The organism is Xanthocytophaga flava (assembly GCF_030068545.1).
Taxonomy (GTDB): Bacteria; Bacteroidota; Bacteroidia; order Cytophagales; family 172606-1; genus Xanthocytophaga; species Xanthocytophaga flava.
Map to the genome: position 1 here is coordinate 52,252 of NZ_JASJOR010000017.1, position 22,900 is coordinate 75,151.

General features: G+C 39.0%; 18 protein-coding genes. 6 read left to right on the forward strand and 12 right to left on the reverse strand.

Annotation, left to right across the window (positions count from 1 at the left end):
- Nucleotides 1–58 precede the first annotated feature (58 nt).
- The 3 genes from QNI15_RS22985 to QNI15_RS22995 all read right to left on the reverse strand — a co-directional run bounded on the left by QNI15_RS22985 (nt 59) and on the right by QNI15_RS22995 (nt 4,011).
- Nucleotides 59–937 (reverse strand): hypothetical protein, encoded by an 879-nt coding sequence (locus tag QNI15_RS22985; RefSeq protein WP_314033744.1) that lies wholly within the window; start codon nt 935–937, stop codon nt 59–61.
- Between the two features lie 271 nt (nt 938–1,208).
- On the reverse strand, nt 1,209–1,859 hold the full coding sequence (locus QNI15_RS22990) for a response regulator transcription factor (protein WP_314033746.1): 651 nt from the start codon (nt 1,857–1,859) through the stop codon (nt 1,209–1,211).
- Nucleotides 1,860–1,992: 133 nt separating this feature from the next.
- Nucleotides 1,993–4,011, reverse strand: coding sequence for a tetratricopeptide repeat-containing sensor histidine kinase (locus tag QNI15_RS22995; RefSeq protein WP_314033747.1), 2,019 nt, complete (start codon nt 4,009–4,011; stop codon nt 1,993–1,995).
- A gap of 221 nt (nt 4,012–4,232) precedes the next feature.
- Here QNI15_RS22995 and QNI15_RS23000 point away from each other — a divergent pair, with 221 nt between their 5' ends.
- Nucleotides 4,233–4,526 (forward strand): hypothetical protein, encoded by a 294-nt coding sequence (locus QNI15_RS23000; protein ID WP_313994996.1) that lies wholly within the window; start codon nt 4,233–4,235, stop codon nt 4,524–4,526.
- A gap of 82 nt (nt 4,527–4,608) precedes the next feature.
- Here QNI15_RS23000 and QNI15_RS23005 read toward each other — a convergent pair whose 3' ends face one another.
- From QNI15_RS23005 to QNI15_RS23025, 5 genes are all read right to left on the reverse strand, one after another.
- Nucleotides 4,609–5,370, reverse strand: a complete 762-nt coding sequence (locus QNI15_RS23005; RefSeq protein WP_313994999.1) for a hypothetical protein — start codon at nt 5,368–5,370, stop codon at nt 4,609–4,611.
- 202 nt (nt 5,371–5,572) lie between these two features.
- Nucleotides 5,573–6,151, reverse strand: a complete 579-nt coding sequence (locus tag QNI15_RS23010; protein ID WP_314033749.1) for a GNAT family N-acetyltransferase — start codon at nt 6,149–6,151, stop codon at nt 5,573–5,575.
- 170 nt (nt 6,152–6,321) lie between these two features.
- Complete coding sequence (locus QNI15_RS23015) at nt 6,322–8,682, reverse strand: glycoside hydrolase family 3 protein (RefSeq protein ID WP_314033751.1); 2,361 nt, start codon at nt 8,680–8,682, stop codon at nt 6,322–6,324.
- 598 nt (nt 8,683–9,280) lie between these two features.
- Nucleotides 9,281–11,689, reverse strand: a complete 2,409-nt coding sequence (locus tag QNI15_RS23020; protein ID WP_314033753.1) for an ABC transporter permease — start codon at nt 11,687–11,689, stop codon at nt 9,281–9,283.
- Between the two features lie 249 nt (nt 11,690–11,938).
- Entirely contained in the window at nt 11,939–12,478 is a 540-nt protein-coding gene (locus QNI15_RS23025; RefSeq protein ID WP_314033755.1) for a hypothetical protein, read from the reverse strand.
- 195 nt (nt 12,479–12,673) lie between these two features.
- Between QNI15_RS23025 and QNI15_RS23030 the strand changes: the two genes are divergently transcribed.
- Both QNI15_RS23030 and QNI15_RS23035 read left to right on the forward strand, forming a co-directional pair.
- Complete coding sequence (locus QNI15_RS23030; RefSeq protein ID WP_314033757.1) at nt 12,674–13,609, forward strand: leucine-rich repeat domain-containing protein; 936 nt, start codon at nt 12,674–12,676, stop codon at nt 13,607–13,609.
- 103 nt (nt 13,610–13,712) lie between these two features.
- Entirely contained in the window at nt 13,713–14,165 is a 453-nt protein-coding gene (locus QNI15_RS23035) for a hypothetical protein (protein ID WP_314033759.1), read from the forward strand.
- A gap of 73 nt (nt 14,166–14,238) precedes the next feature.
- Here QNI15_RS23035 and QNI15_RS23040 read toward each other — a convergent pair whose 3' ends face one another.
- Nucleotides 14,239–14,946 carry a YetF domain-containing protein gene (locus QNI15_RS23040; protein ID WP_314033760.1) on the reverse strand — a complete coding sequence of 236 codons (708 nt, stop codon included), beginning with the start codon at nt 14,944–14,946 and terminating at the stop codon, nt 14,239–14,241.
- A 405-nt stretch (nt 14,947–15,351) separates the two neighbouring features.
- On the opposite strand from QNI15_RS23040, the gene QNI15_RS23045 reads away from it, so the two are divergent.
- Nucleotides 15,352–18,180: a sensor histidine kinase gene (locus QNI15_RS23045; protein ID WP_314033761.1), complete on the forward strand. Its 2,829-nt coding sequence runs from the start codon at nt 15,352–15,354 to the stop codon at nt 18,178–18,180.
- A gap of 137 nt (nt 18,181–18,317) precedes the next feature.
- On the opposite strand, the gene QNI15_RS23050 is transcribed toward QNI15_RS23045, so the two are convergent.
- A complete protein-coding gene (locus QNI15_RS23050) occupies nt 18,318–18,509 on the reverse strand; it encodes a cold-shock protein (protein ID WP_313981814.1) in 192 nt (63 codons plus the stop codon).
- A 213-nt stretch (nt 18,510–18,722) separates the two neighbouring features.
- On the opposite strand from QNI15_RS23050, the gene QNI15_RS23055 reads away from it, so the two are divergent.
- Complete coding sequence (locus QNI15_RS23055) at nt 18,723–19,145, forward strand: response regulator (RefSeq protein ID WP_314033763.1); 423 nt, start codon at nt 18,723–18,725, stop codon at nt 19,143–19,145.
- A 293-nt stretch (nt 19,146–19,438) separates the two neighbouring features.
- Nucleotides 19,439–20,104: a response regulator transcription factor gene (locus QNI15_RS23060; RefSeq protein ID WP_314033764.1), complete on the forward strand. Its 666-nt coding sequence runs from the start codon at nt 19,439–19,441 to the stop codon at nt 20,102–20,104.
- A 418-nt stretch (nt 20,105–20,522) separates the two neighbouring features.
- Here QNI15_RS23060 and QNI15_RS23065 read toward each other — a convergent pair whose 3' ends face one another.
- Both QNI15_RS23065 and QNI15_RS23070 read right to left on the reverse strand, forming a co-directional pair.
- The gene (locus QNI15_RS23065) at nt 20,523–22,226 is read right to left on the reverse strand and encodes a methyl-accepting chemotaxis protein (protein ID WP_314033766.1); all 1,704 of its coding nucleotides are present in this window, start codon (nt 22,224–22,226) and stop codon (nt 20,523–20,525) included.
- Between the two features lie 168 nt (nt 22,227–22,394).
- Nucleotides 22,395–22,886 (reverse strand): chemotaxis protein CheW, encoded by a 492-nt coding sequence (locus tag QNI15_RS23070; protein ID WP_314033768.1) that lies wholly within the window; start codon nt 22,884–22,886, stop codon nt 22,395–22,397.
- Nucleotides 22,887–22,900 lie beyond the last annotated feature (14 nt).

Here is a 22,900-nt window from a genome sequence, read left to right on the forward strand (position 1 = left end):
GAGTGATAAAGAAAGTGGTTTCCTGCATAAAATATCCTGAAAACCACCTATGAAAGAGTTATTGATAAAAGTAAGTAAAGGCATAAGGGCCTGGATAGTAAGCAGAATTGGTATTAGTCGCTAGCAGTTGCGCTGCATACCCCCAGCCACTGTCATAACTATAGCTTACACTTACATTGGAAGCAAGCCCTGTGAGATCTGTAAAAGTATATGTAGTTACATTATTGCTATAAGACAACCATTGACCAGGAGTGCGAGCCAGATCATACGCAACAGTTTCCATCCACCAGAAAGCAATATTCGATTTAGCTGTAATCCATGGACTCAATTGTGAATCATATCCTGTTGCCTGAATAGTAAAATTACCATATACGGGAGATCCTGTTCGGGTTACTGTATTCAGATTTCCGTTTGACAAGTAGGTAAAGGCGTATTGGTTATTGGCACCTGCAATATTGTACTGAAAGTGATCAATCCGATTGGAAGCATCATAGAAAAATGACTGACTAAACTGAAAAAAGCCATTCAGACTACAACTGGCTCCGGTAATTTTTCCGTCTGAATTGGTTGACACATTGATCACTGTACCATCATCACCTGTTACTGTGGTTAGATGCAGATTACTATCATAAGCAAATCCCCAGCGGGTAGTTGTGATTCCACGTGATGGTGCTTTGAGTGCATCAGTGATAACAGCCATATTAGGTACTTTACTGCCACTACGGTAATAGAAGTTGATTGTTTTCCCTGACCCCAGCGAAATACTGGAAATATAGCCAACCTGAATAGGCGGAATAATAATGCCTGCTCTTGCACTTTTGTCTGCAGAGCCATCCTGTGGAACAATAGCAGCTTCTTTCTGGCAGGAACTCAACAGAGCGATTAGTACCAGTAAAACAAAAAGAAATGGGTTGGTGTGATTTTGATAGGTTTTCATAAAAAATTGAGTTGAGGTTTGTAAAAGAGATTGATTTACGTATTCCTCATGCCTGAACAAATACAAAACTTTTCATTTACTTTCTCAGAATATAAGTAAAGTACCGAGTAGCTATTTGCTGAGATTATGACAAAGGTAAAGACACACCTACATGAGATCAAGACATAAACATGTGCATTTGAGTAGGTGATTAAGAGAGTATACCAGCACAAAAAAATAAAACCCACCTTTGTAGAGCGGGTTCTGTCAGATAACAAAGAATAAGGCTGTTTTACACCAGTTTGTTTTTTAAAGCTTTGGCTACGGCTTCTGAGCGGGAGTGAACCTGTAGCTTTTCATAGATGCGTTTAATATAGCCCCGCACTGTATCAATCGCTATCCCATACTTATCACCAATCATTTTATAACTAAGACCTTCTACCAAGCCATTCAATACCTGAGTTTCCCGTTCGTTAAGCTCTATCTTTTCAGTAGGAAACTGGTTAGACATTCGCACCATAAACAATATCTTGCGGGCAATCTCAGCACTCATAAAAGACCCGCCCTTATGTACCTGTTCAATAGCATTAAGGATATTTTCGGGTTTTTCCCCTTTCATCAAATAGCCTGAGGCACCAGCGACAATAGCCTCCAGAATTTTGTGATTATCTTCCAGTACACTGAGTACAATCACTTGTACATGGGCAAATGCTGCTAAGGCCTTGATTTTTTGTGTACAGGTAATACCATCCATTTGTGGCATTTCGATATCCATCAACACTACTTGTGGCTGTGTTCGTGGTAACTCCCGTAGAAACTCATGTCCTGAATAATACTCACCCACACATTCAAAATCTTCTGAGAGCTGCAACATAAAAACCAATCCTTCACGATAGGAATGGTTATCATCTACAATGGCAACCCGCAACGGTGAATTCTTCATACATGAATCCAGGAAAATAGTGTCTTTTTGAGATCAGGCCTCATCTGCTAAACTTAGGATGAGTATAAAGACAAAGAAACCCTATGTAATGGTTAAATGCGACACATAAACATGTGTATTACACCTAGATCTCTTAAGAAGATGCTTTAAAACTAAGGCGAATTCGAGTCCCCTGTCCTGACTGGGAGTCAATCACAAGTTTGCCGCCTAGTTCACTAGCTCTAGCCTGCATATTGTTTAGTCCATTGCCTCTTTTGACATTACCTGGATCAAAGCCAATTCCGTCATCTGCTATTTCTATACTGATCATTCCCTTGTTCTCCCTTAGTTGTACAGTTACCGCAGTAGCTTTGGCATATTTGACTACATTATTTATCGCTTCTTTAAAAATCAGGTATAAAAACTTACGAATGTTCATATCCAGTTGTGCTTGCGACAGAGAATCATCGGCAACAAACACAAAACGGATATTTCGCGATTCCAGAAGCGGATTGGCAAATTCTTTCATTCGGACAATGGTACGTTCGAGTATGTCATTGTCCGGCTTGATAGTCCAGATCAGATCATTTATAGACGAGATACTACCATGTGCCTGTTGACTGATGTTTTCCAGCAACGGGAGTGTGCGTTCCTTTTCGGCTGTTTGATTTTTCAAAAGCAGATCAGAATACAAGGCAATACTACTCAGATTGGCACCCAGTTCATCATGAAAGTCAGCGGCAATACGGTTACGGATACGTTCCATCTCCAATCGTTTGCGAAGCCGATAGCGTCGGTAACCTACCGTTGCGGCCACACCGCTCAACAATAAACCTGCAATCAACAGAAAGACATTGCGTCGTTGCACAGCTAGCTCCAATGACTGAGAACGGTTTTTTTCATTAAGTAAGGCAATCTCCTGTTGTTTTCGATCTACCTGATACTGAGATTCTACTTCAGCCAATGCTTTTGCACTCTCCTTTTTTTGCAAAGTATCCCGTTCTGTACTATATAAGTTCTGGAAGTAATAGGCTTGTGTATAATTTTTCAGTGCTGCATGTGTTTTGGCAAGCAGCAAGTATGTATTAATTATATCCACAGAACGTTCACTTTCCTGTTGATTTGCCAAAGCAGATTCAAGGTATTTTTTAGCCAGCTCATATTGTTTATTTTTGACATACAATTCTCCCAAAGCCTGCTGCGTTCGGGCAATGGTAGGTTTGATGTCTGTTTTTTCAATGATAGCAAGAGACTGTTTCAGATAGGATTCTGCCTGATCTGTTTTCCCCTGTTTTTCAGCAATAGTTGCCAGACCATGATAAGCCTTTCCAGCAATGTAATTATCCTCTATCGTTTTCCCATAGTCAATCACATTCTGGTAGTACTGTTTTGCGGAATCGGTTTGATTGAGTGTGATAAATAAATCAGCCATGGTAAGTTCACAGTTGGCAACTCTATCCAGGTTCTGCATTTTAAAAAATAGTGTACGTGCCTCCTGAATATAAGCCAGTGACTTAGGATAGTTAGCCAGTGAGTTCTGAACCAGGGATACTCCTTCCAGAGCAGAGGCCATTTCACTAGTGTCTTTATCTTGCTGATAATATTGATAGGCACGAATATAGGCTTGTAACGATTGAGTAAACTTCCCTCCATCATTTAACAAATTTGCTTCCAACACCTCCAGATCACCCTGTATTTTGGTCGACTTAACCCGACTAGCAACCTTTTTGGCTACAGAGAGCACTGAATACGCAGAATCTTGTTTTCCCATCAGGTTATAGGTATAGATGAGTTGTATCCAGGTTCTGAGTTGTATGGTAGAACCTGTGGGCGCTACCTGAGCCGCTTTGTGGAAATAATGGAGACTGCTATCGGTCAGTGACTGAGCAGAATAGGCAGAAGCCATAAAATAAGTAAACTCAGCCCTAGCTGAATCTATTTTCGCCTTTTGGGAAAGAGAAATACCAACCCGTGCATATCGAATCACTTCTGAAAACTTGCCACTGCGGCCCAGCTGACTGATTTCGTTTCGTAAATAGTTTATCTTATCAGGTGTATTGTGATAGGGTGTAAGATCTGGTTGTTGTCCCTTGGCAACCTGTATAATCAGCAACTGACTAATACCTAAAAAAATGAAAGTTACTGTAGTATACCGTTTTAAAAATAATTTCAAAGAGTTCCACATGTATGGATGCATAAAGAGGAGTAATAGTAGTAACTGGTTATATAGAGTATTAGTAAGTATAGGCTACTTAAAAGTAATCAAAAGTCTTTTCTTCTGTGAAAGAAAATAGTAGCAACTAATACCGTTCAAACAGAAAAAGTCTATTTATGATATATATTTGCAGGATGACAAATCAAAATTGAAATCCAACCAACTACAATTACAGCAAAATGACTCAAACCAGCCGTCTGAATATCTTTCTTGACAGTCTTACCAATCAAGACTTTGAGACCATTAAACACCTGTATGATACAATCAGATATAGTAGAACTAACGCTCTGTTTTCCTATTCAGAAGATCCGGGAGTAAAGGAGATTATGGAAAGGAGTTCTGGAAATATGTTATTTATAACCTCAGAAGGGGAAAGGAAGCAATGTGTAGAAACACTCGACAACTTATTTGGAGGGGAACAAAAAAGCATAGAAGCTTGCTCTCAAACAGACAAACATCTTGATAATCAGTAGCTTTCTCTATACTTTACTGACACCGGATTTACTTAGCTATATTTTTTCAGTCACAGAATTCTGATTCAGATGAGAGGGTATTTTATTCATCCCAATATTCTATTTTTCTGGTTCGCAGGTATTGTAGCTTTCTTTTTTCCTTACCATTTTTTTGTATTATCAACTCATATTGTTTCTGTTCTGTCCAATTCTGCTTCGAGTCATACTTGTACTCATACAAAGTGTATTTATTATCTGTAACGTGTGAACGAATGATATTACCCTGCTGATTGTATTCCCTGCCAGGATTATGGAATTTGTATTCTTCTTCAAAATCAATAACAGTTGTATCTTTAGCAACTTCCCTACCATCATGAGTTAAAAGTGTTCTAATATACCTATTTTGATCATATAAATAGTCTGCTGTCTCATAACCACCTAACAGATTCCCTTTGTCATCATAGTTAGCCAGTTCGATAGGAAAGCCTTTTTCATTTACATTAATGACCACTTCACTTTCTCTCTTTCCTGAGGCATTATAGAAGGTAGTTCCTCTAAAAAAGCCAAGCTTGTCATAATGATATATCGTTTTCTCCAGACTATAACCTTTAACAGGGTGCCAAATTTCAACAGTTCTTGAGGCTACCAACCCTGTTATGCTATCGATTTGAAGTTTACTTCTAAAAAAAAGCTTATTATTTTTTATACTCTCTTCCAGAATTACTAAATTGTTTTGGTTGAGGTATTGTGTATATTCGCCTTTATCTGGTCCATCTTTGCCATAGTAGGTATCAGATACTTCTATCTTCTTTGCTTTTCCATGTTTTATATCCTCTTTACGATGTATATGAACAGCAGAGTACATATTTTGAGCAACTACTATCCCCTCCAATAAGAAGTATACTAAAATTATACAAACACCTTTCATCATAAACAAATACTGTATTTAAATTACTATATCATTAATACCATCTTGAATCAAAAGAGAACAAAAAAGTTTTGTTTTTTCAGGGGAAAAGAGTGGAATCGGCTGATATATAACAAGTATATAACTAAGACAACTTAGCTTAAAGAACGACTTTCTCTGATTCGGGAGCCTTTGTTCGAAAGAAATATAACGTATACCCAAAATCCTGCTCTGCAAATAACTCAAAACCAGATTTCTGATACCAGGGTATATTTTTCAACATGCTTGTTTCCAGATATACAGAGCGATTCTCAGATTGTGCTTTATGTATAATCTCCTCTAGAAGTTTTCGTCCAATGCCTTCATTTTGTCTTTGTGGATTCACACCAATATACCACAGATGATAAAAAGGTTCAGTAGGATGTAGTGCTTTGATCCTGGCCTCACGACCCAGTATATAGTTGATCTTTCTGAAACCCGTACAAGTAAAGACTAACTTTAAATCCCAAAGTAGAGAACGCAAAGTAGTTTGTTTTTGGTCTGGAAAAACAACCAGAGCACAAGCTTGTCTGTCATCTGACAAATACACTGCACCAAATGCACTACAAACATCAAAGGAATATTCCATCAGTCGTTTGATCCGATATTCACGCTGCCCTTGTTGAATTATAGAATTAACGCTTTGATTGTTTTCAAAAGCAGCAGTGAGTATATCTGCTACGTATATTTTATCCTCCAAAGTTGCTTTGATCATCCCTTGCCTAATAGAAAAGTTTGTGCAAGTTAGTAAGATTTGACAAGCAAGTAGAGATAGATTAGTGTCTGACGGCAATACTATAGTATAAAATAACAGGCTCCAGCCTAGAAATAGACAGGAGCCTGCAAATGTAGATAGTAAAAGTAAAAATCTTATTTCAGTGTCAGAACAGATTTTTGATATTTGGTAGTGCGGGCATCCTTAATAATACCTTTCCAGTTCATACCATAGGCAAAATCATAGGTGTGGCCTTCAGAATCTGTATAACATTTCATATCACGAGGAACATCCTCAGCCTGAGCCTCTACTGTCTGCATATCAGCTGGCATTTGTAATGGCAACAATGCAGATGGCTCACTAATACCTGTAATTAAATCCAGCAAAGCCTGATCCTGGACGCCAAAATGTACCAATATGGCATTTGACTGCTTTTCAAATTCACTCATCACCGCTGGGTTAGACATATTTATGGATACAATGACTGGCTTACCTTTCATTTTTGTATAGGTATCCTTCACCATAGCCAGATCAGTCTTATTGATGGTTTGGGTGCTTTTGCCAGTATATGAACGATTGGTAAACTTCTCAAGCGGATCACCACCTGCAATACTTGGATTTCGTGAACTCTGTGCTGTATAGTCTCCATACAGTAAACTGATAGGCACATATCCGGTTTCACCCGCTTTTGCAGCATCACTATTATATCCTAATCCGGAATTAGGACTTGCAATAAACACCAACGCTACATCAGCTTCCTCGGGATTGTCAGTCACTTTAAAATATTTCCGTACAATATCCAGGTTTACAGGATAGTCAAGATTTTCCGGATATGGTATACCCAGGAAATTACGTCCGGCTGGAGTAAAACGTTTAGGGATATAAACTGTTTTATTTTTGGCAATGGGCAGTAGCTGGGCTTTGTTCTTAAGCATTACTACTGACTGCAACTGAGCATGAAAGCCTGCTTTCATAAAATCAGGCTTACCCACTGTCTGTTTAGAAATCTGATGATCGAGGTAAGGATTTTCGAACAAACCCACCCGAAAGATATTGCGTAGCAACCGAACAGCTGATTGCTCAAACCGCTTCCGCATAAAAGCTTCTCCATGTTCTTTAGCACCCATTTGATAGGCTTCCAGCACAGGAGCTACTTCATTATTTCCGCCATACTGATCCACTCCTGCCATCAGTGCCTTGTAGTGACGTTGGCCTACTGTCAGTTTTTCAGCGCCCCAGGATTTACCTGTGAGGAATACATCCACAGCAGTTTCATCAGCCGTAACCAGCCAATCCGTACATACAACACCGTCATACTTGTATTTTCCACGTAGCAGATCACCAATAATGTATTTGTTATAGCTGTTACCTACATTTTCGTTATAGGCTTTGTCCTGATTATACGAAATAGTATAGTAAGGCATTACGGCTGAAGCCATACCTGTTTTGCCTTGTAATTTAAAGGCTCCTTCTGTAAAGGGTAGAAAGTGTGTCTGAAAGTTATTACCTGGATAAACAGCATATTTCCCAAAACCGTAATGTGCATCACGTCCACCTTCTCCACTACCACCTCCCGGCCAGTGCTTTACCATGGCATTGACACTGGTATATCCCCAACCATCTTTGATCTCATTGGCTCCTGTCGAAGTTTGAAAGCCATCAATGTATGCTCGTCCAATATCTGTAGCAAGCAAAGGATCTTCTCCAAACGTACCACTTACCCGATTCCAGCGAGGGTCTGTTGCCAGATCTACCTGAGGTGAAAGAGCTGTGGCAATACCCAATGCCCGATATTCCATCGCAGCAATTTGACCGAAATTATGAACCAGTTCAGGATTAAATGTGGCTGCCAACCCCAGCGACCCTGGCCACATCGAAATAGCACCACCCGCTCCAGCATTGAATTCGGCATCTGCCCGTGTACCATGACGTGGATCAGAACTGGTATTTATCGGAATGCCCACACCATTTTTCTCAACCAGTGCCTGGGCTTTATTATTCCAGCGAGCCGCTATTTCCGGACTTTGTACGGAGATAATGAGTACATGTCGCAGGTTATCTTTGGTTAGAAACTCAATCTGCTGATCAGAAAGATCATATGGTTTCGCTCCACTTTCTGCAAAAGCCTTTCCATTGTACTTGCCGGCAAATGGTCCTCCTGGTGCAGTAGGAATAGCCTGATGACGACTGTATAACATTAAACCCGCAATCTGCTCTATTGTCAGTCGTGCTGCCAGATCCCTGGCCCGTTCATCGGTAGGTAAGCGCCAATCTTCGTATTTATCCAGTTTGCCATTCTTATTCAGGTCTTTAAAGGCCTGGCTATTTACTGTCAGCACTTTCACACCGGAAACAAGGGAATAACCCAAAGTTGGACCTTTTTTATTTGTGACAATACGTATGCTATCATCCAGTGCTTTCTCAGTCCATTGCTTTTCAGGTTCTTTTCCTGTAAATGCCCCGATAGCCAAAGGTAGTGCAACAAGGATGGGTAATTTTAAATATAGGTGTTTCATAACAGGTAGTGATAAGGTAGGACTTACATTGCGTCTCTCAAACGCAATGTAAGTCCTTTTCTTTGAATAGTAAAAAATAGTATCAGTTTTTTACAAGTATTAACAGACTTATTTACTAGACATACCTCCTATATGGAAAGAAAGTCATGTTCTATGAACGACTCACTACTCTCTACAAAATGACAAAGCTACTCTCTATCCTATCTTGACAAGAATAGTCAACCAGTTTATATCAACGGACGAAGAGCTACCTATACAGATGTAAATTTTACTGAAGAAGGTAATACTTATCTGTTTTAGAAGAGAGGCAGGTTGGAAAACATTCGTTCTGTTACCGTTATTTTTAGTTCGGCTACAGCCTTAGCCAGCGAACTAGCCATTAACGTGTTAAATCCTTATTTAGAAATGAAGCTGATTGGATAACAAACTTATAGCAAAATGTGGGTTTTCTGGCCATTGGGTTCAGAATAAGCAAATCGTAGTATCAAAAAAGATGCTTACACTACCAGATTTAAGTAAACATCATACTTGAAATTGTAAGAAGAGGTTATCATTTACTAGTCTGGTAACCTCTTCTTGTTATTTGTACTATAAGCTATTATTCAACCTTCAAACTTTTCACCGGATCAGCATGGGCGGCTTTGTTTGTCTGAAGGATGATCAACAAAACTGTAAGTAGCGTTAATATTACTACCACAACCATAAAAGGAAGAGCTGTCAAAGTTATTTTATACACATAGTTACTTAGCCAGTTATTCATAATTACCCAGGCAACCGGACATGCAATAATCCAGGAGATTATCAGTACACCCAGAAAATCTTTGATGAAAAGCATCATGATGCTACTTGTTGAAGCACCCAGTACCTTACGTATCCCTATTTCTTTTGTTCTCTTTTGTATACTTAAAGAAACAATTCCAATCACTCCCAGAAAAACAATAACTAATGATAATACCACAGAGGCATAAGATGCCTTTTGCAATTGTATTTCAGTTTTATATACCCTTTTTAATGTATCATCCATAAACCGATATTCAAAGGAACTTCCGGGTAACAGTGTAGCCCATTTCTTTTCAATAGCACTGATAGCAGAAATGGTATTACCCGGTTTTAGTTTGAACGACAAATAGCGGTATGTATTGGCTACTTTTACATGGCTGAATACCATAGGCGGTATTTTATGTTGCATGGAGTTAAAGTGGTAATCACCGGTAACACCTGTTACAGTACAAATTGGAGCAAAACCCGAAAACTTAACCTGCTGACCAATGGCATCACGAGCATTGGCCCACCCCATTGCTTTGGCTGCAGCCTCATTTATAACAACTTTGGTAAGATCAGTGGCTGTTGCTGCTGTTAAAAAAGAACCTGCTTTTACGGGTATACCATAGGTAGCTAAAAAATGCTCATCTGAATTCATGAACTGTGCCGCAATGGCCTGTGTAGAATCCTGCTCAGCCCGGTAAATTAATCCTTGCCCGCCATTCATCCCATCCGGAATTTCGTAAGACAAGGTTACATTGATTACTTCAGGCATCGCTGCAAACTCATTGCGAACAGTTTCCATCTTTTGTACACCCAGTGGAGACCAGTCTCTAGGTACCTGAGAGGATACAATATAATCCTTTGTATAGCCTAGACTTTGACCAAAAAAATAAGATATCTGCTCAGTAACTATGAAGGCCGCAATCATTACAATGCCAGCCAGACAAAACTGAAAACCTGCCAGCACTTTACGTAAACCGGTATTCTCCTTAACTGTCTGGAATTTCCCTTTTATGGAATCGGATGTTTTAAGGGCTGAGAGTCTCAGAGCCGGATAGAAACCAGCAGCCACTCCAACCAGAAGAATAAGAATAGAAGGAAAAGCAATGAAAAACAGAGGAAATGCAGTAAGTCCGGGAATTTGCTTTCCAATCAAATTCCCAAATACGGGTTGTGCTAATGGATACAAAAGCAAAGCAAATACAGTAGCTACAGAAACAAGAATGACAGACTCCGCAAGAAATTGAATGATAATCTGGTTCCGCAAACCGCCTAATACTTTCCGAATCCCGATCTCTTTGATTCTTGTGGAAGAACTACTAATAGAGATATTGATAAAATTCACAATAGCCATGAGCAAAATAAACACTCCTACAAAGGACAATGCATATAACATTCGCGTTACCAGACTATTATCTTTTGTCAGGTAATACTCAATCAGAGCAATAGGCTTTACAGTTAGGTTTTCCTTAATACCATCGGGTGCATTCTGGGCTATAAGTCTTTTCAGAGGCAACTCTAACTCTTTTGCTGTAACTCCATCTTGTAACTCAATGTATGAAGGAAATGAAGAAATAGTCCAGTCTTCTCTATCTGCACGAGGGAAAAACGAAGAGCTACTGGCAGGAATAAAAAGTTGATGATGGTTATCATTATTTAAATCTGTAATGGAATTTTCAGGAATATCGTCGAGTACTCCGGTAATCCGAAAGTCATGATTTGTATTTGAAAAGTTTTGAATCTGAATCGTTTCTCCTACTACATCAGTTCGGCCAAAATATTTGAAGGCAATCTCTTTCTTTATAACAACAGAAAACGGTTCCTTCAGAGCTGTAGTTGCATCCCCATGCAACAATTTAAATCCGTACATGGTAAGTAAAGTACTGTCTCCGATGTCCATGGATTCACAAAAGTGTTTGTCTCCTTTGGAAACAATTGAAGTGATATAATCTCCCCGAAAGTAGTTGGCAACCAGTGTAGGATATTCTTCTTTCAACCGCTTCGCAAGTGGTCCCAGTGTAGTAAGCGGGATTCCCATGTTGGGGTCTCTCCATTCGCTAGTAAGAAAATATTGGTTCTTAGCCTGCCGTAACTGTCTGTTTACCTGCAGTTCACCCAGGATATAGATGCCTATTAACAGAGAGAACAGTATACCAGTACAGATACTGATGATATTGAGCAAGGCAAAGAAAGGGCGTTTAAGAATATTGCGCCAACCAACAATAAAGTAATTTCTGATCATAAAGCTGTAAGGTTGATAAGTTCAAAATCCATATTTTATTGCAATACCATACTTCTAGAAGAAAGTAGATTGTTTATTTATCAAAGTAGACAATCTACTTTCCTTATTGTAAGCTGAATTGTTATTTGATGACAATACTTTTCAATAAGCTCCTAAGCATTTGCAGATCAGGCCAATATACATTAAAATACCTATTGAATGTAGTAGTAAAACGACAATTATATCTACAAACTGTGTAACACTATTTATTTATGGACTACCCTTACGCTGAAGCCGACCTTTTACGAGGGTGTACTGATACTTGTCATGAAGAAAGCTTACCAGTTCTGCTGTATAGTCTTTCACTTCAGGACTAGAATACAATACACCTTTCTGATGAAACAGAAAAGATAAATTCAGATAGTTAGCAAAGGAATAACAATCCAACCCAATAGCAACACGAAGTTGGTCAATATTTCGTTTGCGAAAAGCTGGTATAGCATACAAAACGCTATCCTGGTAATGCAACATATGATCATACAGGTTATTTGCCTTTTCTGACATGGCCTTAGTTGCTTCCTCACTACCACAACAAGCACAAATACTATTATCTAACCATTCCATTAAATCCATAAACTTTCCTTTCCACACTTCTGCAGAATCTGTAAATGATTGGGATTTCAAAAGTGCGCGCCTCTCGATCTCCCAGCGAAAAGGATGTTTTTCAACCAAACTATCCAGATTAAAAACTCCTATTTGTGCAGAGGCCATTAGTGGAAAAAGCAGAAAGAACCAATATACCAGTTTCATGAAAGCATATTTATAACTACTGCCCTAAGTTAATCTGTATATCATACCTTCTGGAATTCTTAACTATTTTTAACACCTTTCCTTATAGTCAGATAAAGATAGCACTGTCACCTTAATCTCTTACATAAATGGTCTGCTACAACATACCCAGAATTAGGTAAATTTGCTCCCGTAACTACCACAGCCCAAGAAAACATGTTATCTGTTAAAGAAGAGGAAAATTTGTATCGTTTGCTCTATTCCGGACAATCGGAAACGGTAGCATTAGGCCTGGAATTAGCTCAGTCACTTCAGTTCAGTCTGGAAACGTTCATCTCTCCTATTCATCACGTGGATCAATGGTTACAAGAGCATGCAAAGGACTATAAAACAACAACAGAGACTCTGGCAGAAAAGATAGCTAGGGTGTTATCAATGCAAGGGTTGACTCTCACCTACAAAAAGCCTGTATCCCTACCTGAGTCCATTGGCATTTTGAAGAATCTTAGGAATTTGGAAGCCTCTATAGTAGAATTGAGCTCTTTACCAGAATCAATGAGTCAATTGACAGAGTTAATCTGGTTAGTACTAACAAACAATCGTCTGACGTTGTTACCAGAATGGATTGGACAGTTAGAGCAACTAGAGGAATTATCTTTATCAAGTAATCAGCTTACCTCTCTCCCTGAATCCATAGGTAAACTTACAAAACTGAAAAGACTAACAGTTATTGACAATGAGCTGACTTCTCTTCCAGAAACGATTGGTCAGTTGAAGCAGTTGGAATCGTTTCAGGCACGTTCCAATAAGCTTATCTATCTACCTGAATCAATAGGTAAATTAACAAATCTGAATAAGTTGGATTTATCAGATAACCTAATCTATGAATTACCAAAATCGGTAGGTAGACTTAGCAACCTGAAGGAATTACGTTTGCAGAAAAATCAGCTTACATCTTTGCCTGAATCCATTGGCAATCTCACAAATCTGGAGAAATTAGATGTAAGTACCAATCCTCTCAAATCACTACCAGAATCTATCAGTGAACTACAAAATCTTCAAAGCCTAAATCTGTCTGGTACTCTCCTTCCCCATCAACTGAAAAAGCAACTTCTTCGGAGGCTGCCTAACTGTTCTGGATTATCTGTCTAGACCTTCATTTTATACACTTTTGTAAACTACTGAAAGGGCTTTGCCAGGTATAGCCATACTTTTTCTGAGATTCCGTGTATCTTGCTCTTAAAATTTACTTTCTATGAATAAACCCGCCGCCGCATCGTATCGGCAACCCATGACAGAGGAAGAAATTCAGCTACTACAAGAGATGGCACATATTGCTCCTGCAAAGATTCTGTTACTCGTAGGTTTTTATGGTTTTTTCTTCTGGTTAGCCTTTCATGTACATTTTACTGCATTATTGTTGCTGGTAGGGTTGGTACTGTTTAGTCTTGCCTATATAGTGTATACACAGTTCTTTCCGAACAACTTGCTAAGGCAGGATATCAAAAACGGACAAAAGATAGTAGTACAAGGTCAGGTTGAAGAGAAAAGTGAAGCTGGTCATAACGATTCCTATACATTAACCATTCTCAACCATACATTTGCAGTTTCTGAAGAAGATTGGCAATCATTTAGGAAAGGTCAGATGGTTGAAATCCATTTTGCTCCCTTGAGCAAGCACTTGTTTGAGGTCAATCCAATTAACTAATTCATAAATCTACAAGTATCATGCAACCATTGCAAAATGGTAATGATCATAGTAAAAGCAGATCATAAGGGTGTTATACGATGACTCCAGGCTCCCATTTATCTTTTTTACAAACACTACATGTAGAATCTTTTGCAGACTGTGTATTTCCACAATTGGAACACACATGCATTTCTTCAGACTTTTGTTGCTGATTTCTAAATCCTTTGTCCCATACAGGTATAAGTGACAGACCCGGACGCGGATTTTGAGATTCAATAATGGTAAAACTGCCATTGGCTTCCATATACATACGTTCTATCATTCCCAGATGTAAGATACCTTTTTGACGGATTGCAGCAGTCAGTCGCTCTTTGGAAAGCCCTATCTGATGCATGTCGTGGAGTTGAAACACTCCATCAGCAACCAGAGTATTGTATTTCCCATTAACCAGATTGGCAACCTTTTGATTGGAAAAAGCCCACAGAGAAAGGAGGCGCTGAATGCCTACAATCACAATCGCAATAATAATAGCCGGAAGTAAGCCTCTTGTGGGACTCATCATCGGAATTCCTATGGCAGCAGCCAGTGATACGATTGAGGCCTGCTTGATACGATTTTGACTACCCGTTTGTGATTTCCCTGATAACCGCAAGGTAATGATGAGAAGAATAAATAAAAATAAAAAGCGAATAACCAATTCCAGTAAAAAACTAACGGGTGCATCTGTCCCAAATAGAATTCTGGTAATATCATTGAATTTAATGTCTTCTGCTTTCATGTTACGGGTGGAATAAATCATTCTATACCACTAGTATACATATAAAATAATGCCTGACATGAGTACAAACGAGTTAGATTCCAGATGTGGTAAATACTTGTTTTGCAAAATGAGTATTTGCCACAGAAATACATCGTTAACCAAATAAGAAGGCTTCAAACCGCAAATTCAATTTGAATACCACACAAAATCAAACTCTATATCTTTATAAACAGAATGTACTTGACTGTATTTCAGCATTATTTTTGTACATTAGAGATCTGCAAAATCAGATTATATACACATGTTACAGGATCTGGTCGGTCCTGATACAAGATACAAAACAGATGTAAGTCAATTACTCCTACTTACTGGAATGTGTAGTTATGAGTATGGTTCATCTGTCTCTTTCGTCTTAAGCCCGTCACCAGTATAAACTCATTACCTATGGAAGGTTATATGCAGTCTGAAGAAAAGGCCGCAATGCCAACGTCTTTAGAGGAAGCCACACAACTTATTGCACAATTACAAAAAAAGCAGCAGGAATTACAAAGTCAAATTGAGCAACACAAATTCGGGTTGGCAAATGTAGCGGCTATGGTTGATTACGAAAACACAAATATTGGTAGTGAAACTGATAAAAGTGGACAGAAAAAGTCATTCAGTCTGGAGTTTTTTCAATCCATTATAGATAGTTCACTGGATGTCATACAGGTATTGGAAGCTGTAAGAGATCTGGGAGGTAAAATTGTGGACTTCCGATGGGTATTGAATAATAACAAAGCGAAAGCCCAGAATGGTGACGTGATAGGAAAAAGCCTGCTTACACAAAATCCTGGGGTTATAACTACAGGAATTTTTGATCGGATGGTGCAGGTAATGGAAACTGGTCACCCTTTTGAACAGGAAATATACTATCCGTATGAGCAGTTTAGCAGTTGGTTTTATCAGGCACTTGTTCGACAAGGTGATGGTATAGTGATGACCACAAGGGATATTACTGTCCAGAAAAAGGCGGAACAGGAAATGCTACAGTTAAAAGATACCCTCGCTCAAAAAGCCACTGACAAATATCTTTCACTCTTCAATTCCATTGATGAAGGGTTTTGCATTATTGAGGTATTGTTTGATACAAACCAAGTTCCGTTTGACTGGAGGTTTCTGGAGGTTAACCCGGCCTTCGAAAAAAATAATGGTTTACACAATGCGGCTGGCAAAACAATTCTGGAATTAACACCAGACATTGAACATAAATGGTTTCACATTTATGGACGCGTTGCCCAGACAGGTGAACCTCTGCGCTTTGAGGAAAGTTCTGTTGCACTTGGCCGCTGGTTTAACCTCTATGCCTTTCGAATTGGGGATCCACAAGAAAACCATGTGGCAGTTATTTTCACCGATATCACCAGTCAGAAACGAGCCGAAGCTGCCTTGCGAAAAAGTGAAGAACAATTTCGACTGTTTGTAACTGCCAGTTCAGATATAGTCTACAAAATGAGTGCAGACTGGAAACAAATGTACTTTCTAACTGGTAAAAATATTCTCTCCAATACAGATGTCTCTACTACCAACTGGGTGGAGACGTATATTCATCCAGATGATCAACCTTACATACATTCAGTTATTGCACAAGCCATTGATAGTAAAAGCATGTTAGAGCTGGAACACAGAGTAATTCTGTCTAATGGCAAAGTAGGCTGGACTTTCTCCAGAGCCATTCCTATGCTGGATGAAAAAGGCCAAATCAGTGAGTGGTTAGGAACTGCCAGTGATATTACCATTCGCAGGCAGGCTGAAGAGCAGCTAAAAGGATTTACTAGTCAATTGGAACAGGAGGTAGAGAAACGTACAAAAGAACTAAGAGAAAGTAAAAATCTGTTGCAATCCGTATTCGATACAAATCTGATGGGAATGTCCATGATGAAGGCCATACGCAATGAAAATGGGACAATCGAAGACTTTCAGATCATTCTGGTCAATCAAAAAATTATAAATGAAACGGGAAGGACTGATTTAGCAGGCAGTAGATTTACTGAACAATATCCGGGTGTAAAACAGGTAGGCCTCTTTGATCTGATGTTGCGGGTAATGGAAACCGGATATGCAGAAAGGATGGAATATTATTATCCACAGGAAGGCTTTAACAAATGGTATTCCTGCCAGTTTGTAAAGCTGGATGATGGACTCGTTGCTACAAATTTGGATATTACCAGCCGTAAACTAGCAGAATTAGAGAAGGTTAAACAATATCAGATTTTACATCAGGCCGAAGAGGTAGCTCGTATGGGTAGCTGGGAATATGATGCTGCCAATGAAAAGCTTATCTGGTCAGAGGGTATGTATCGTTTGTTTGGGTTACCCGTTGGTAGTGCGGTATGCCCCGAAACCTATATGAACTTTGTCTGGGAAGAAGATCGTTTCGTAGCTGAAAGGCTCATTCATAATCTGCGTCGTCAACCAAAGTCGCTGGAAGAGACATTGCGGATTGTGGTTAACAACAAACCTATTACGTTAAAAATTAAAGCAGTCTTACTGCTAAATACAGACGAACAGCCTATAAAGATGTTGGGAGTAGATATAGACATCAGTGAATTAAAACAGTTGGAAGACGAAAACATCAAAATACGAATAGAACAGCAAAACCAGCTTCTTTTAGCCATTCTGGAAGCTCAGGAAGAAGAACGTAGACGAATCTCTGAATCCATTCACAATGGTGTAGGCCAGATTCTATATGCTACCAAGCTCAATCTGAATCAACTTGAACTGTATCTCCAGTCTGACGATAAACCGATGATTCAAAAGTCCCTTCAGGCTACAGAAGCCATGCTTGCTGATGCTATTACAGAAACCCGCAGAGCTTCGCATGAACTGGTTCCTATTCTACTTAAAGAATTTGGATTGGAAAAGGCTATTGGAGACTTTTGCAGACGTTTTTCGAAAAGTGGTATAAAACTTTCCTGTCATTCGCTGCCCGAAAGGTTACCAGCCCATCTGGAAACCGCTATTTATCGGATTTCTCAAGAGTTAGTCAATAACATTGTGAAACATTCTGGAGCCACTCGTGCCCGTATAGAAATTACCCGTGATGATCAGTATATCTATGTAGAAGGACAGGACAATGGTACAGGCATGAAAATGAGTATGTCTGCCAAAGGGATTGGACTAAAAACAATTCAGGATAGAGTCCAACTGCTGGATGGTAAATTGGAAATAGAATCTACTCCCGGAGAAGGCACATTGATTACTATTATCTTGCCACTCCGCAGAATGCTATAGTTAAGTAGAAACTTCCATCTATTATATCTCTCATAAAAGCAGTAACCTGTAAGTACTAACTTATTGAGTCAAATTATTAAAAATTAAAAAAGCCTCTGTAATGAGGCTTGGCTTAAAAGAATCTTTGGCTGTTTATCTCAGGCTAACTTGACATTAACCGCATTCAGACCTTTTTTGCCTTGTGTTACCTCAAAGGTAACTTTGTCATTTTCTTTGATTTGATCAATCAAACCAGTGACATGAACAAACACTTCTTCACCAGATGTGTTAGACTTAATGAAACCGAATCCTTTGGCTTCGTTAAAAAATTTTACTGTACCAGATTGCATGAAATTAAATATTTTAGGAGCAGTCTAAAGATAAGTTTATTCTACATCTGTCAAAAATTTTATTTCATAATTTTTTTGACAGATGTAGAATTCATGCAAATTGCGATTACTAGCCTTGTTATATCATCTCATAAGGTTATGAGATATTTTTTCATTTTTTTTATATAAGAAAGAACATTCTTTCTTCACCACCAACACTGGAATTTATTTTTTATGTCATCTGAAAATCCTTTTTTTATTCTGGTAGCAGAAGATGATCCTGATGATCAGGATATTTTGCAGATACTATTGGACACTCACTTTCCCCAATGGCATTATCACATTGTCAACAATGGGCAGCTTTTGATTGACTATCTTTCAAACAAAACGGAACAACCATTTCCTGTCTCTCTGGTATTGATTGATATAAACATGCCTGTCAAAGATGGAATAGAAACACTAAAGTCACTCCGTACTATGATAGAATACAAGTATTTGCCTGTTGTAGCTTTTTCTACTTCAGGTAATAAATGGATGGAAGATACTTTTATGAAGGCAGGAGGAAATGCTTATTTACAGAAACCAGATAAATTGGAACAGATGGTGTATGTATTGAGCCAATTGCCTGAACTAATCAAAAAAACAGGTAATAAATAATTGTCTGTTTTTTCTGGAGAACCGCGATACCTATTCATGGTTTCAGTCTGACTTATGCATTCGGCTAACCAGAAAAGTGAGTTTATAGGCTACAATTCACAAAATCTCTCCCTATGCACAGGTAATAGAAGATCAGCGATCCGCTGAGTTCTGATGCTTTGTAAAAACTCAGGATAAGACCTTTGTTAGCATTTTTTTAACGATAAAATAATAGTTAGATAAAATTAAGATAACATTCCTATATTTGCCACTCTGCTTCAAAATGCTATTTACGTGAAGATTGCTTGAGTCGAATGAACTATAAGATACTCCTTATTGATCCAGAATCATCTGTAACCGAGTTTTTTCACTCTATACTTCCTGCACATCTGTATACTATCAAAAGTGTAAGCAATCAATCAGCATTGGAAAAAAAAGTCCACAAATGGCAACCCGACCTGATTATAGTAGGAAATGCATCTGATAACTCATTGGAATTACTAACCACCCTTAGCACAAACCCAGCAACAGCTTCTATTTTTCTTGCCATGATTGTTGAACAAGCCTGTAGAGAGAAAGAAGCGGAAGCATTTGATAAAGGAGCAGATGCTTTCTGGATAAAGCCTTTACCTAAGCAAGCAACGCTGAAACGAACAGAAGCTTTACTCAAACGAAAAACAAGGCTAACTTCACTGGAAGAACTACAAATTGGAGAAATCCTTATCAGCAAGGATGCCTTTACTGTAAAAAGATCTACTCAAATTATAGACTTGACCCAGATGGAGGTCTCTATTTTGTGGTTTTTGGCAACTCATCCTAATCAGGTATTCTCCCGCCAGGAAATTGCCACCTATCTGTCAAGTGATAAAACTACTACTGACAACAGAAGTATTGATGTACACATTCTGTCTCTACGACAAAAAATAGGAGCTGAATATATTGTTACCAGACGAAAACGTGGGTATCTGTTTAAACTGTAAGCTTGGCTTTCACACTAAGTAACCCAGGTTAATTCCTATAAAAAGAGCATTCGTCCGAACCTGTTTGAGTTATAGTCTTTGTCTCAGCCAGTAGAGAACTTATGGCCTTCCTTAAAATCTATTAAATAGTTAAAGCATGTGCTTGTTATACTTACTTACTTTATTTAGGCATAAATAAATCGAGCTTACTTTTTTCATAACAAAGAGTAAGCTCGATTTACCAAATGACAGCAACAGTAGAACCCGATTCAAGTAGAATTTCCTCCTTACGTTGGGTAATCCTGTAACGGTATTATTCTAATGATAGCAGATATTCTATTTCTTCTTAATGCCTTTGTTAACTAAAGATCCAAGAATAATATATACTTTAACTACCTCATAGAACTGTAATAAATGAATACTTTACAGTATTTATTTTTTAATAGCGTTCATAATCAGCATCCGAAACCTCTCCCTGCATTTCCAGAGTTACTCCATTTGTTTTGGGCTTCCCTACCTGCTTTTTCTTCATTCCCCAACCAGAACTGGTATGTCCATAATCATTTTGAGCCGAGTAAGATGAAGTTTTTGATTTTTGCCGGGATTGTGACCCAGTGTTACGATCCAGCATATGTTCAATACGGAAAAAAGCAACTGTATCCCGAAGCTGATCCGCCTGTGCAAATAACTCTTCGGCGCTGGAAGCTATTTCTTCTGCATTAGCCGCATTCGACTGGATGATCTGACTTAACTGCTGAATAGCTGTGTTGACCTGCTCTGCACCTGCGTTTTGCTCTAAGCTGGAGGCCGAAATTTCCTGCACCAGACGTGATGTTTTTTGAATGTCAGGCACAATCCGTTCGAGCACCCTTCCCGACTGATCCGCAATCTCTACACTTGACTTTGATAAGGCATCAATCTCAGTAGCTGCCAGCTGACTGCGTTCGGCCAGTTTGCGTACTTCTGCTGCTACAACCGCAAATCCTTTTCCATATTCCCCTGCCCTCGCTGCCTCTACAGCAGCATTAAGTGCAAGTAGATTCGTTTGGCGGGCAATCTCGCCGATGATAGAGATCTTATCTGCAATCTGCTTCATTGACTGCACCGTTTGGTTCACTGTTTGACTTCCATCGCGTATATCTTCAGAGGCTTTGAGAGCTATTTTTTCAGTCTGCTGAGCATTATCGGTATTTTGCTGAATATTAGCAGCCATTTGTTCCATAGAGGAGGATACTTCTTCTGAAGAAGCAGCCTGCTCGGAAGCCCCTTCAGACATTTGCTGTGACGAGGCGCTCATTTGCTGACTAGCTGCAGCAATATTGTCAGCAGCATTAGTTACTGATGAGATAACTTCTTTTAATTTGGTAATCATTGATTTTAGATGGTTCAATAATTCACCTACCTCATCCTGACTTGTATTGTCAATAGTGATGGTCAGATCCCCATTGGCTACTGCACTGATCGCCGCTCTTGCCTGAGCCAGAGACTTGGAGATGGAGGTAATGATCCAGTAGGAAACGATAGCCGCAATGCATACACTAATGACAAGCATGATAATCATATTGTTCTTTCCTGAATCATACAATACATCCGTGTCTGCCGCTATTTTAGCCAGTTCCTTCTGGTTTTTCTTTACCAGCTTATAACCTAAGTCTCTCACAGCTTGAAACTGTTCATCAGAAACAGTACTTGACAGTTTATAGGCCACGGCATTGCTTGAATCAGTATTGGTTGTAATGCCCAGATAGAGCACCTGATTCATTGTTTTTATATAGGCTTCTTTTTTTGCAATTAACTCTTCTATTATCTGTTGCCCTTCGTCATCAGCTAGTTCTTTAATCTCTTCCAGGCGAGAATCCATCTCCTTTTTACGGGTCTCTACCTCTTCTAATAACTGTTTTCCTCTTTCCTGAGTAATAGATAAACAGGCTTCTTTTTCCCGTTTCCCGATAAACTGAATGTCCTCCGTCACCTTACTGGCTAGCAGCATTCGTTTAGCATTAACCTCAACAATCGCATTAAGCTGGTTATTTAACGAATTTGAACTATTATTTCCAATGTAAAAGATAATACCTGAAAGGGCTACAAGCAGGCTGAATGCAATAATGAGCCTTGCCCGAATAGTAAGTTTTGAGAGCTGCATTTTCTATCTGATTTATATAGTGTCTGAAAATTCTGTAATTCTATACTAATTCTAAATTGAAGTACATTTACTGAGTTAGGTTAACCTATAAGTCTGATCCCAATTGGTTCTGATTTAAATGGGTATAAATAAGTTGGTATAAAGTAAATTAAGCTTATCGGGATAGACTCAATCTACTTGGCCTGATTGAGAAACAGCTGTTAGCTCTTCGGCTGAAAAGACCTGATCCATATCCAGCAACATCACAAAGTGCTCTTTTGTCTTGACCAACCCAAGCAGAAACTCAGATCTATAGTTAGACCCCAGACTGGGGGAAGGTTTAATCTGTCCATCCGTGATTTGAAGTACTTCCTGTACACTGTCTACCAAAGCTCCCAAAACGATGGACTGGTTATCAATGGTGACCTGCAGAACTACAATGCAGGTATTTACAGTGAAATCAGTGGGGGGCAAACCAAAACGAATGCGTGTGTCAATTACAGGTAATACTGATCCACGAAGATTGATTATGCCAGAAATATAATTGGGGGTATGAGGAACTCTTGTAATATAGGGTACTTCAAGGATCTCGAGTACTTTCGCCACATTGACAGCAAAAGTTTCCTCTTCAAGACGAAAGGATAAGTAAGAAAGAGGAACACTGGCAGTTTCTACGCTCATAATTCGGTTGATTT